This window comes from Micromonospora sp. Utrum1, from assembly GCF_057197805.1.
In genome coordinates, this window is the sequence record NZ_CM170071.1 from 2,505,072 (window position 1) to 2,516,921 (window position 11,850).

The following is an 11,850-nucleotide window of genomic DNA, read 5'->3' on the forward strand; positions in this document are numbered from 1 at the left end:
ACGAGCGAGAGGAGCGAGGAGTGACCGCACCCGTCATCGGTGTGCTCGCCCTCCAGGGCGACGTGCGCGAGCACCTCGCCGCCCTGGCCGGGGCCGGCGCGGACGCCCGTCCGGTGCGCCGCCCGGCCGAGCTGGACGCGGTCGACGGCCTGGTGATCCCGGGCGGGGAGTCGACCACCATCAGCAAGCTCGCCGACATCTTCGAGATGCGCGAGCCGATCGACAAGCGGATCGCCGGCGGCATGCCGGTCTACGGCTCCTGCGCCGGCATGATCATGCTGGCCGACGAGGTGCTCGACGGCCGCCCGGACCAGCGCGGCTTCGCCGGCATCGAGATGACCGTCCGGCGCAACGCGTTCGGCCGGCAGGTCGACTCGTTCGAGGCGCCCGTGGAGATCACCGGGGTCGAGGGCGAGCCGTTCCACGCGATCTTCATCCGGGCCCCCTGGGTCGAGCGGGTCGGCGCGGGCGTCGAGGTGCTCGGCCGGGTCACCGACGACGACTCCAGGTCGCAGCGTGGCGTCGGACGCGCCGAGCTGGAGTCGTCGTCCGGGCCGGCCGCCGGCCGGATCGTCGCGGTCCGGCAGGGCCACCTGCTGGCCACCTCGTTCCACCCGGAGCTCACCGGCGACCTGCGGCTGCACCGCTACTTCGTGGATCTGGTCCGGGCGGCCGCCTGACCTCCCGGCGGGCCCTTTTGTCCTGGTTGGGACGTCGGCGGGCAGGTGTTCCGGGCCCGGCTCGTCGTGCTCCGGCAGGGGCCCCGCCCACCTCGCCGGGCCGGCCGCGGTGCCGGGTGTGACATGCGGGGACGCGACCTCGATAGGATTGCCGCGGTTCGGCAGGGCTCACCGCCCGCCGCCGCCCCCCAGCCGACCGCCCGGCGGTCCCGGTTCGGCGCGGGCGCGGACAGTCGACGCAGGCGTGAGTCAACAGACGGAGGTATGAGATGTCCGGCCACTCAAAGTGGGCGACCACCAAGCACAAGAAGGCCGTCATCGACGCCAAGCGCGGCAAGATGTTCGCCAAGCTGATCAAGAACGTCGAGGTGGCGGCCCGGACCGGCGGCGGGGACCCCGCCGGCAACCCGACGCTCTACGACGCCATCCAGAAGGCCAAGAAGAACTCCGTCCCGAACGACAACATCGACCGCGCGGTCAAGCGCGGCTCCGGGCTGGAGGCCGGCGGCGCCGACTACCAGACGATCATGTACGAGGGCTACGGCCCGAACGGCGTCGCGCTGCTCATCGAGTGCCTCACCGACAACCGCAACCGCGCCGCCACCGAGGTGCGCACCGCGCTCACCCGCAACGGCGGCTCGTTCGCCGACGCCGGCTCGGTGTCGTACATGTTCTCCCGCAAGGGCGTGGTGATCGTCCCGAAGGCCGGCACCAGCGAGGACGACGTGATGATGGCCGTGCTCGACGCGGGCGCCGAGGAGGTCAACGACCTCGGCGAGGCGTTCGAGGTGGTCTCCGAGCCGACCGACCTGATCCCGGTCCGCACCGCCCTGCAGGACGCCGGCATCGAGTACGAGTCGGCCGAGTCCTCCCTCATCCCCAGCGTCAACGTGCCGCTGGACGAGGAGGGCGCGCGCAAGATCTTCAAGCTGATCGACGTGCTCGAGGACTGCGACGACGTGCAGAACGTCTACGCCAACTTCGACGTCTCCGACGAGGTCATGGCCGCGGTCGGCTGAGGTCGCCGGACGCGCCGCCGAGCCGACCATGCGTCGGTTCGGCGGCGCGTTTTCCGTACCCGGCGCCTCGCTGAACCGGCCGCCTGGGTCAGTCGCTCTTCGTGCGCTGGGCGATGGCCGGCAGAGCGTGCACGAACGAGGCGAAACTCTTGTGCGGCTCACCGTCCAGGACCCGGGCGGCCAGCCCGAACGGGAACCCGGTCACGCCGAGCACCGCGACCGCCGGGGCCCCGCGGGACATCTCGTGCTCGACCCACTCGCCGGCGTAGGCCCGGATGACGACCTCGCCCGTGTAGGCGCCGATCAGCTGCCACCACAGGTCAAGGCGCTCCTCGGCGAGCGGCCCGTCGGCGAGCAGGTCGGCGCACACCTCGTCGAGCGTCGACAGGCTCTCGGGTGACCAGTCCAGCCGACGACCGAACTGCCGGGACACCAGGTCCACGCATTCGCCGGCGAGGGCGTGCAGATACGTCGGGTCGGCACTCATGGCTGGCGATCCTCGCACAGATCATGCCACGCTACCGCCCCGCCGGGACGGTGGTGATTCCGTCTCGTCCACCGTCTCCGAGGGGGTCATGACCTCGGTCGGCCGACCTCGACCACGATCCGTACCGGTCGCGCCGGGCGACCTGGTCGCCCGGCGCCCGGTTGTGCCCGGACCGGAGTTCAGCAGGACGGGCCCTGCCGGAAGCCGCGCTCCACGTAGGACGCCGGCCCGGCCTCGAAGTAGCCGACCCCGGGGCGGATCGGGTGGCCGGTGAACAGCTCGACCCGGGACCCGAACCGGACCAGGTACGCCTCGGCGTTCCCGGCATCGTTGCGGATCAACGCGCCGCGCCGCCCGTAGATGCGCTCCAGTTCGGCGAAGGACATGCCGACCGATGCGCCGGCCGGGGAGCGGGGCGGGACGGTGGCCGTGCCGACCGACACCAGCCGGCCGTCCCGGAAGGCCAGCAGGATCACCCCGGCCCAGGCCCCGGTGGCGCCGGCGTGCAGCATCCCGGCGCACCCGGGCGCCGTCCAGTCGATCAGGCCGGCCGCCGCGAGCCGGTCGAGCCGGGCGCCGATCCGGTACGGGCCGGCGCCGCGGACGCTGAGCACCTCGACCGCCGCGGCGGCCGCCGGGCCGCCCACCGCGTCGGCGGTCGCCCGGGTCGCCGGCACACCGGCCGCGGCCGGGGAGGCGACGGTCACCGGGACGACGGCGGTGAGGGCCAGCAGTCCCGTGAGGACGATGGACCAGAGTCGGTTCATGACGGGTTTCCTTCCGTTCGGTTCTCCTGCCCTGTTGGTCTCCGGCCCGGCCGGTTCGGTTCGTCGGGTTTCCGACGCTCCGGTCCGGGGCCGCCGGTCGCCGCCGCCGGGAGTGCCGCCGGCCGGCTGCGGCGTCTACCGTCGAGGGAACGGCGGCCGGGGTGGCCATCCCGGAGGTGATGCGATGACCGCGCCGACGCGAATCGGGGCCTACCAGGTGGAGCGGCTGCTCGGGGCGGGGTCGTTCGCCACGGTCTGGCTCGCGTACGACCCGGTGCTCGACGGCCGGGTGGCGATCAAGGTGCTTGCCGAGAACTGGTGCCACGACCTGCGGGTGCGGGAACGCTTCCTCGACGAGGCCCGGCTGCTACGCCGGCTCGACCACGACCGCCTGGTCCGGGTGCACGCCGTGGGCGAGCTTCCCGACGGCCGCCCGTACGCAGTGCTGGCCTGGGCGGACGGCGGCAGCCTCCGGGACCGGCTGGCGCGGGGTCCGCTCCCGGCGGCCGCGGCCGTGACGCTGCTCGACGAGATCGCGGCGGGGGTCGCGGTGCTGCACCGGCACGGCATCGTGCACCGTGACCTCACCCCGGGCAACATCCTCTTCCGGTCGGGGCCGGGCGCCGAACGGGTGCTCATCGCCGACCTGGGGCTGGCCAAGGCGCTCGCCGCCGCCTCCGGGCTGACCGCCCGGGCGGGCACCCCCGGCTACATGGCGCCCGAGCAGGACGACCCGCTCGCGGTCGTCGACACCCGCGCGGACGTGTTCGGGCTGGGCCGCCTCGGCCTCACGCTGCTCGGCGACGCCGTGCGGGGCGGTCCGCGGGAGGACCGGCGGGTCGGCCCCGAGCTGCCGCGGCTGCGGGCGGGCGTGCCGCCCGCGGTGGCCGCCGTGCTCCGGACGGCCACCGCCGCCCGCCCGGCCGGCCGCTATCCGGACGCGGCCGCGTTCCGGGCGGCACTCCGCCGCGCCGCGGCGACCCCCGCCGACGGTGCGTCCCGGCCGCCGCGGCCGGACCGGCCGCCGGACCGACGTCGACTCGTCCCGGCCGGGGCGGTCGCCCTGGTGCTCGTCGTGCTGGGTGCGGCGGCGGGTGATGCCGGAACCCGGAGCCCGGCCGGCGCCGCGGGGCGCAGCGGGCCGCTCACCGTCGCCCTGCCGGCCGGCTGGCGGGCCGACGGCACCGGCTGGGCCGGGCAGTACGGCGACGACGGCGAGCTGGAGCCGGCGCTCGTGGTGTCCCCGGACCCGGGCCGCTGGGCGGCGGATCCGGGCGTGCCCGGCGCGTTCGTCGGCCTCTCCGCCGGCACCGCCCGCCGCACCACCCCCGAGGGCTTCCTGGCCGAACGCCCGCACGCGGACTGCGCCGCGGCGCCGGTGCGGCGCACACGGCAGGGCGGTGTCGACTGGATCGTCGCCGCGTTCGCCTGCCCCGGCGCCCGGCCGGTGATCGTCGAGGCCGCCGGGCGGGCCCCCGGTGCGGGCGGCCTGCTCTACCTGCAGCTCACCCCGCCGACGGGCAGCGGCCCGGGCTTCGTCGACGCCCTGCTCGCCGGGGTCCGGGTCGGGTAGGCCGCCCGGTCAGACCACCACCACCGTGATCGGGTACGTCCGGCCGTCCTGCGGGATCGTCACCACGACGGTGCCGGCCCGCACGAACCGGATGTCCACCACGCCGGCCTCGTAGCTGCGGGAGACCAGGTCCTCCCGGTCCACGCTGACCTGACCCGGCCCGATGCCCCGGATGCGCAGCACCCCGCCGGTGGCGAAACAGAGCGACTTCACCAGCGCCAGTTCGGTCTCGGCGAGGACCAGGTCGTAGCGGACCGCGCCGAGACACGCGCTCGGCAACGCGGTCGGCGCCGAGGTGGCCGGCCGGGCCGTTCGGCTCCGGGTCGCCGCGGGCGGCGCGGGGCGCCGGCTCAGCGGCGTGACCGTCGACGGTTCCGGGGTGGGTGCGATGGAGGTGGACGGCGCGGCGGCGGCCTCGGTGCTCGCCGCCGCCGCGGGCGGCCGGACCGGCAGCGGCGAGACCGGGCGGTCGGCGCAGGCCGGCGCCCCCGCGAGGACGACGACGGCGGCGAGGGCGGGGGTCGCGGCGGCACGCCGGCGGCACCGGCGGGGCGGCTCAGCCATCGGACATCCACTGTCGCACCTGCCGGCGGGCCTGGTGGATCCGGGACTTCACGGTCCCCTCGGGCAGGCCGAGCAGGCCGGCGATCTCGCGGTAACTCAGCCCCAGCACGTCCCGCAGGGTCACCGCCTCGGCCAGGTCAGGCGGGACGGCGTCGAGCGCGTCGAGCAGGTCGAGCCGGGTGCCCGCCACCACGCTGGTCCGTCGCGGATCGGGCGGGTCGGGCAGCGGCATGCCGCCGGCCTCCAGCTGCCAGCGTCGGCGCAGCACCCGGTAGGTGGAGCGCGCCCGGTTGGCGGTGAGCCGGTACAGCCAGGTGTGGAACGACGACCGCTCCTCGAACCGGGTGATCCCCCGGGCCAGCGCCAGCAACGCGTCCTGGCAGGCCTCCTCGGCGTCCTGGCGGTGGGGCAGCAGGCGGGCGCACTGGCGCAGCACCTCGGGCCGCACGGCGACCAGCAGCGCGTCGAGCGCGTCGCGGTCGCCGCGCGCGGCCGACCTGGCCAGCTCGTCGGTACCGTCCGGGAGAGGCATCAGCTCGTCCAGTGCTCGCCGGTGGGGCGGGATTCCAGGCTATGCCGACCACCGCCCGAACAGCCCGGACGAGTCCGGCAGGCGACGCAACCCCCCGGCGTGCAGCACGGGATCGCCGGGAAACCCGGCTGACCGGCCGGCCCCCGCGCCCGTACCCTGCCGGCATGCTCGTCCCCGACCTGCCGCTGCGCACCGATCGGCTGCTGCTGCGCGCCTTCACCCCCGCCGACCTGGCCGTCCTGCGCGACTACCGCGGCCGGCCCGAGGTCTGCCGGTTCCTCTACCACGAGCCCTACGACGACGCCGCCGCCCGGGCGGCGATGGACCGGATGGTGCGCCGCACCGCGCTGCGCGCGCCGGGTGACGTGCTCAACCTGGCCCTGGTGCTGCCGGAGACCGGCGAGTTCGTCGGCGACGTGCTGCTCAGCTGGACCAGCGGCGAGCACCGGCAGGGCGAGATCGGCTACGTGGCGCACCCCGACCACACCGGCCGGGGGTACGTCACCGAGGCGGCCCGGGAGCTGCTGCGGCTCGGCTTCGACGGCCTCGGGCTGCACCGGATCGTCGGCCGGCTCGACGCCCGCAACGCCGCCTCGGCCCGGGTGCTGGAGCGTCTCGGCATGCGCCGCGAGGCCCACCTGCGGGAGAACGAGTTCGTCAAGGGCGAGTGGACCGACGAGGCCGTCTACGCCCTGCTCGCCCGGGAGTGGCGGGCCCTGGCGGCCCGCGCCTGAGCCCTGCCGCAGAGCGGCCGGCGCGCCCCCCGTGAGGGAGGGCGCGCCGGCCGGTGGCGTGCGGTCAGTCGGCGGCCTTGCGGGCCTTGACCGCGCTGTCGATCACGTCCCAGACCACGACCACGGCGGTCACCACGGTGGCGATCTGGGCCACGTCCTCCGCGCCGCCCTCGCGCAGCCAGGCGAACCGCTCGATCAGCGCCGGGTTGAGCAGCCGGTCGGTGAGCAGCAGCCAGACCAGCGGCACCGCGAACGCCAGGTTGAGCACGGCGTTGACCGCGACCAGCGGCCAGGTCCACCGGCCCGCCCGATACTTCGCGATCTCCAGGCCCATGGTGGCGACCAGCACCACGATCAGCGCCGGCAGCCAGAAGCTCCAGAGCGCCGGGTCGATCATCGGCAGCCGCGAGCCGTCCCCGGAGAGCCAGGGCTGGAAGTGCTGCCAGGGCAGGATCGCGATGGTGGTGAGCAGGAACACGATCGAGGCGCCGGCGTCGACCAGGGTGACCTGCCGCTCCCGGGCCTCCTCCGGCAGTTGGTCGACCGTCCACTCGGGCAGCTTCAGCGAGGTGTCGGTGCGCTCCAGCACGGCGAAACTCAGGGTCACCCAGAAGGCGATCTGCACCGCGGTCTGCAGGCCGCTCGCGATGCCCGCGCCGATCGCCGCGTCCGGTTCGCCGCCGACCGTCGCCTTGACCACGCCGGTCACCACGCCGACGATCGCCGGGATGAAGGTGAGCAGCAGCCGCAGCACCCGCCACCAGACCAGGAAGTAGCGCGGGCCGATGAGCTGGAGGCGGCGGTCGGTGTAGCGGGCCGCGAGCTGCTCGGGGTTGCCCAGCTCGGTGAGCACCTCCCGCTCGGCGGCGCCGCGGTCCTGCCCGCCGGCGGCCCGGTCGTCGATCATGTCCTCGATGGAGGCGCGCAGCTCGTCGGCGAGTTCCGTTCGGCGCTGCGTCGGCACGGCCCGCAGCGTGGCCGCCAGATAACGGTCGGTCAGGGAACTCATCGGTCCACTCCTTCGATCAGCTGGGTGACGGACGTCTGCACCGCGCCCAGTTCGTCGAGGAGGCGGCCCAGCACCGCTCCGCCCTCGTCACTGGTGCGGTAGAACTTGCGCGGCCGGCTCTCCTCGGTGTTCCACTCGCTGGTCAGCAGCCCCTGCTCCTCCAGCCGCCGGAGCAGGGGATAGAGGGTGTTGGCGTCGACCGGAAAGCCGTGCGCGGCCAGCCGTTGCAGCAACGCGTAGCCGTAGTCGGGCCGGCGCAGGGCGACCAGGCTGGCCACCACCACCGTGCCGCGCCGTAGCTCCTGGAGATGGGTCCGAAGGACCTCCTCGCTCACCATGCACCACACGATAGTGTGTGCCACACACTATGTGCAAGCGATACAGCATCGTGTGCGCCAGCACCATCGGGACGGAGAGACCCGGGCCACCCTCGGCGCGGACGGTGGAGCCCGCCGGATCGCCTCGGTAGGGTGGGTCGGTCGACTCCGACGCAGCCTTGATCCACACCCCGGGGGGCGCCACGCATGGGCGATTCGTTCGCGCATCTGCACGTACACACCGAGTACTCGATGCTCGACGGGGCGGCCCGGCTCAAGGACCTCTTCGCCGAGGCCGCGCGGCTCGGCATGCCGGCGGTGGCGATCACCGACCACGGCAACATGCACGGCGCGAACGACTTCTACAAGCAGGCGATGGCCGCCGGGGTCAAGCCCATCCTCGGCGTCGAGGCGTACGTGGCGCCGGAGTCGCGCTTCCACAAGCAGCGGGTCAAGTGGGGCCGGCCGGAGCAGAAGAGCGACGACGTCTCCGGTAACGGCGCGATCACCCACATGACCATGTGGGCGGCGAACCGGGACGGCCTGCACAACCTGTTCAAGCTCAACTCGCGTGCCTCCATGGAGGGCCACTACGTCAAGTGGCCCCGGATGGACATGGAGCTGATCGCCGAGCACGCCGAGGGCATCATGGCCACCACCGGCTGCCCGTCCGGCGCCGTGCAGACCCGGCTGCGGCTCGGCCAGTTCGACGAGGCGCTCAAGGTCGCCGCCGCCTACCAGGACATCTTCGGCAAGGACAACTACTTCCTGGAGATCATGGACCACGGCCTCGACATCGAGCGCCGGGTCCGGGACGGGCTCACCGAGATCGCCCGCAAGCTCGACATCCCGCCGGTGGTCACCAACGACTCGCACTACACCCACGAGGCGCAGGCCGAGGCGCACGACGTGCTGCTCTGCGTGCAGACCGGCAGCAACGTGGCCGACCCCAACCGGTTCCGCTTCGAGGGCGGCGGCTACTTCGTCAAGTCCGCCGAGCAGATGCGCGCGGTCGACTCGTCCGAGCTGTGGCAGCAGGGCTGCCGCAACACCCTGCTGGTCGCCGAGAAGGTCGACCCGGCCGGGATGTTCGAGTTCCACAACCTGATGCCGCGGTTCCCGATCCCGGCTGGGGAGACCGAGGAGTCCTGGTTCCGCAAGGAGACGTTCAAGGGGCTGGAGCGCCGCTTCCCGAACGGCATCCCGGAGGGGCACGTCGTCCAGGCGGAGTACGAGCTGGGCGTCATCATCCAGATGGGCTTCCCGTCCTACTTCCTCGTGGTCGCCGACTTCATCCAGTGGGCGAAGAGCCAGGGCATCGCGGTCGGCCCGGGCCGCGGCTCGGCCGCCGGCTCGCTGGTCGCGTACGCCCTGGGCATCACCGACCTGGACCCGATCCCGCACGGCCTGATCTTCGAGCGGTTCCTCAACCCCGAGCGCATCTCGATGCCGGACGTCGACATCGACTTCGACGAGCGCCGGCGCGGTGAGGTGATCCGCTACGTCACCGACAAGTGGGGCGAGGACAAGGTCGCGCAGATCGCCACCTTCGGCACCATCAAGGCGAAGGCCGCGATCAAGGACTCCGCGCGGGTGCTCGGCTACCCGTACGCGGTGGGCGACCGGATCACCAAGGCGATGCCCCCGGCGGTGATGGGCAAGGACATCCCGCTCTCCGGCATCTTCGACCCGAAGCACCCGCGCTACGCCGAGGCGGGTGAGATCCGCGGCCTCTACGAGTCCGACCCGGACGTCAAGAAGGTCATCGAGACCGCGAAGGGCATCGAGGGCCTGATCCGGCAGACCGGCGTGCACGCCGCCGGCGTCATCATGTCCGCCGAGCCGATCATCGAGCACATCCCGCTGATGCGGCGGGACGCCGACGGCGTCATCATCACGCAGTTCGACTACCCGACCTGCGAGTCGCTCGGGCTGCTGAAGATGGACTTCCTCGGCCTGCGCAACCTCACGATCATCGACGACGCGGTCAAGAACATCCAGCTCAACCACGGCACGGAGCTGGACCTGCTGGGCCTGCCGCTGGACGACAAGGCGGCCTACGAACTGCTCGCCCGCGGCGACACCCTGGGCGTGTTCCAGCTCGACGGCGGGCCGATGCGCTCGCTGCTGCGGCTGATGAAGCCGGACAACTTCGAGGACATCTCCGCCGTGCTGGCGCTCTACCGGCCCGGCCCCATGGGTGTGGACTCGCACACCAACTACGCGCTGCGCAAGAACGGCCTCCAGGAGATCACGCCGATCCACCCGGAGCTGGAGGAGCCGCTGCAGGAGATCCTCGCCCCCACCTACGGCCTGATCGTCTACCAGGAGCAGGTGCAGCGCGCCGCGCAGATCCTCGCGGGCTACACGCTCGGCCAGGCCGACCTGCTGCGCCGGGCGATGGGCAAGAAGAAGAAGGAGATCCTCGACAAGGAGTTCATCCCGTTCCGGGACGGCTGCCGCGAGCGCGGTTACTCCGACCAGGCCATCCAGGCGGTGTGGGACGTCCTCGTCCCGTTCGCCGGCTACGCGTTCAACAAGGCGCACTCCGCCGCGTACGGCCTGGTGTCGTACTGGACCGCCTACCTCAAGGCGCACTACCCGGCCGAGTACATGGCGGCGCTGCTCACCTCCGTCGGCGACGACAAGGACAAGATGGCGCTCTACCTCTCGGAGTGCCGCCGGATGCGCATCCAGGTCCTCCCGCCGGACGTCAACACCTCGGCCGGGCCGTTCACCCCGGTCGGCGAGGACATCCGGTTCGGCCTGGCCGCGGTGCGCAACGTCGGCGCGAACGTGGTGGCCGCGATCATGCGCTGCCGGGAGGAGAAGGGCGAGTACGCCGACTTCTACGACTTCCTGTCCAAGGTGGACGCGGTGGCCTGCAACAAGAAGACCATCGAATCGCTGATCAAGGCGGGCGCCTTCGACTCGCTGAAGCACACCCGCAAGGGCCTGCTCGCCGTGCACGCCGACGCCATCGACGCGTACGCCGACGTCAAGCGCAAGGAGGCCGTCGGCCAGTACGACCTGTTCGGCGCCGGCTTCGGCGACGCGGACACCGGCGGCAGCACCACGGTCATGCCGGTCATCGGCGAGAGCGAGTGGGACAAGCGGGACAAGCTCGCGTTCGAACGGGAGATGCTCGGCCTCTACGTCTCCGACCACCCGCTCTTCGGCCTGGAGCACGTGCTCGGCGCGGCGGCCGACACCACCATCGCCGCGCTGTCGGAGGAGGGCACCGTGCCCGACGGCGCGGTGGTCACCCTGGCCGGCATCCTCTCCGGCGTGCAGCGCCGGGTCACCAAGCAGGGCCGGGCCTGGGCCTCGGCCACGCTGGAGGACCTGGCCGGCGGGGTGGAGACGCTCTTCTTCCCCAACACCTACGAGGTGATCGGGCAGTACATCGCCGAGGACGCCATCGTGGTGGTGAAGGGGCGGGTCGACCGCCGCGACGACACGCCACGGATCATGGCGATGGACATGCAGATGCCCGACATCAGCAGCAACCCGGCGAACAAGCCGGTCACCCTCACCATCCCGGTGCACCGCTGCACGCCGCCGCTGGTCGAGAAGCTCAAGGAGACCCTGGTGCTGCACCCGGGCGACACCGAGGTGCACGTCAAGCTGCTCAACGGCGGCAAGGTCACCACGCTGCGCCTCGGCCCGTTCCGGGTGGCACCGACCACCGCGCTGATGGGCGACCTGAAGAGCGTCCTCGGCCCGGCCAACGTGAGCTGACCCGCCGCCGCGGCGAGCCCGGGCGGCTCAGGGCCGGTGGCCGCCCAGCACGTCCTCGGCGGCGTCGGAGGTCTCCAGAACGACGGTGTGGTAGCTCTCGATGCGCGACAGGATCGCGTCGCGGGGGCCGTCCCGCCAGGCGTCGCTGCCGGAGAAGGCCGCCTCCTGCTCGTCCCGCACCGCCAGGGACGGGAAACCCCGGATCAGGTACGCCTCCTCGTGGCCGTCCTCCCGGGCCAGGGACGCCCCGGCGGCCACCACCCGGATGCCGAAGCGGCCGAGCAGCGGCGCGGCTTCCTCCCTCATCACCCGGACGAACTCGTCGATCGTGCCGGGCCTCAGGCGATAGGTGCGGATCTCGAGAATCATCGACGGCCTCCGGAGTGGATGCGCGGCGGGCGCCGCCCGTCGTGATCCTGCCCCACCG

The 11,850-nt window shown here is 72.9% G+C and carries 12 protein-coding genes; 5 read left to right on the plus strand and 7 right to left on the minus strand.

Annotation, left to right across the window (positions count from 1 at the left end; all coding sequences use genetic code 11):
* Nucleotides 1–20 precede the first annotated feature (20 nt).
* Both pdxT and AC0OLQ_RS12050 read left to right on the plus strand, forming a co-directional pair.
* Complete coding sequence (gene pdxT, locus AC0OLQ_RS12045) at nucleotides 21–680, plus strand: pyridoxal 5'-phosphate synthase glutaminase subunit PdxT (RefSeq protein ID WP_484531388.1); 660 nt, start codon at nucleotides 21–23, stop codon at nucleotides 678–680.
* A 269-nt stretch (nucleotides 681–949) separates the two neighbouring features.
* Nucleotides 950–1,699 (plus strand): YebC/PmpR family DNA-binding transcriptional regulator, encoded by a 750-nt coding sequence (locus AC0OLQ_RS12050; protein ID WP_091310004.1) that lies wholly within the window; start codon nucleotides 950–952, stop codon nucleotides 1,697–1,699.
* 88 nt (nucleotides 1,700–1,787) lie between these two features.
* On the opposite strand, the gene AC0OLQ_RS12055 is transcribed toward AC0OLQ_RS12050, so the two are convergent.
* Both AC0OLQ_RS12055 and AC0OLQ_RS12060 read right to left on the minus strand, forming a co-directional pair.
* On the minus strand, nucleotides 1,788–2,186 hold the full coding sequence (locus tag AC0OLQ_RS12055) for a hypothetical protein (RefSeq protein WP_484531389.1): 399 nt from the start codon (nucleotides 2,184–2,186) through the stop codon (nucleotides 1,788–1,790).
* Between the two features lie 179 nt (nucleotides 2,187–2,365).
* The gene (locus tag AC0OLQ_RS12060) at nucleotides 2,366–2,953 is read right to left on the minus strand and encodes a hypothetical protein (protein ID WP_484531390.1); all 588 of its coding nucleotides are present in this window, start codon (nucleotides 2,951–2,953) and stop codon (nucleotides 2,366–2,368) included.
* A 184-nt stretch (nucleotides 2,954–3,137) separates the two neighbouring features.
* Here AC0OLQ_RS12060 and AC0OLQ_RS12065 point away from each other — a divergent pair, with 184 nt between their 5' ends.
* On the plus strand, nucleotides 3,138–4,526 hold the full coding sequence (locus tag AC0OLQ_RS12065) for a serine/threonine-protein kinase (RefSeq protein WP_484531391.1): 1,389 nt from the start codon (nucleotides 3,138–3,140) through the stop codon (nucleotides 4,524–4,526).
* Between the two features lie 9 nt (nucleotides 4,527–4,535).
* Here AC0OLQ_RS12065 and AC0OLQ_RS12070 read toward each other — a convergent pair whose 3' ends face one another.
* Together AC0OLQ_RS12070 and AC0OLQ_RS12075 are read right to left on the minus strand one after the other, a co-directional pair.
* Nucleotides 4,536–5,090 (minus strand): hypothetical protein, encoded by a 555-nt coding sequence (locus tag AC0OLQ_RS12070; protein ID WP_484531392.1) that lies wholly within the window; start codon nucleotides 5,088–5,090, stop codon nucleotides 4,536–4,538.
* Complete coding sequence (locus tag AC0OLQ_RS12075) at nucleotides 5,083–5,622, minus strand: RNA polymerase sigma factor (RefSeq protein ID WP_484531393.1); 540 nt, start codon at nucleotides 5,620–5,622, stop codon at nucleotides 5,083–5,085. Before AC0OLQ_RS12075 ends, AC0OLQ_RS12070 begins: the two co-directional genes overlap by 8 nt.
* A gap of 164 nt (nucleotides 5,623–5,786) precedes the next feature.
* Between AC0OLQ_RS12075 and AC0OLQ_RS12080 the strand changes: the two genes are divergently transcribed.
* On the plus strand, nucleotides 5,787–6,356 hold the full coding sequence (locus AC0OLQ_RS12080; protein ID WP_484531394.1) for a GNAT family N-acetyltransferase: 570 nt from the start codon (nucleotides 5,787–5,789) through the stop codon (nucleotides 6,354–6,356).
* A 64-nt stretch (nucleotides 6,357–6,420) separates the two neighbouring features.
* On the opposite strand, the gene AC0OLQ_RS12085 is transcribed toward AC0OLQ_RS12080, so the two are convergent.
* Together AC0OLQ_RS12085 and AC0OLQ_RS12090 are read right to left on the minus strand one after the other, a co-directional pair.
* Nucleotides 6,421–7,365, minus strand: a complete 945-nt coding sequence (locus AC0OLQ_RS12085) for a permease prefix domain 1-containing protein (RefSeq protein WP_484531395.1) — start codon at nucleotides 7,363–7,365, stop codon at nucleotides 6,421–6,423.
* The gene (locus tag AC0OLQ_RS12090; protein WP_484531396.1) at nucleotides 7,362–7,703 is read right to left on the minus strand and encodes a PadR family transcriptional regulator; all 342 of its coding nucleotides are present in this window, start codon (nucleotides 7,701–7,703) and stop codon (nucleotides 7,362–7,364) included. The genes AC0OLQ_RS12085 and AC0OLQ_RS12090 overlap by 4 nt, the downstream gene beginning before the upstream one ends.
* 186 nt (nucleotides 7,704–7,889) lie before the next feature.
* On the opposite strand from AC0OLQ_RS12090, the gene dnaE reads away from it, so the two are divergent.
* A complete protein-coding gene (gene dnaE / locus AC0OLQ_RS12095; protein WP_484531397.1) occupies nucleotides 7,890–11,423 on the plus strand; it encodes a DNA polymerase III subunit alpha in 3,534 nt (1,177 codons plus the stop codon).
* A 27-nt stretch (nucleotides 11,424–11,450) separates the two neighbouring features.
* Here the strand turns inward: dnaE and AC0OLQ_RS12100 are convergent, their stop codons facing one another.
* Complete coding sequence (locus AC0OLQ_RS12100) at nucleotides 11,451–11,792, minus strand: NIPSNAP family protein (protein ID WP_484531398.1); 342 nt, start codon at nucleotides 11,790–11,792, stop codon at nucleotides 11,451–11,453.
* Nucleotides 11,793–11,850 lie beyond the last annotated feature (58 nt).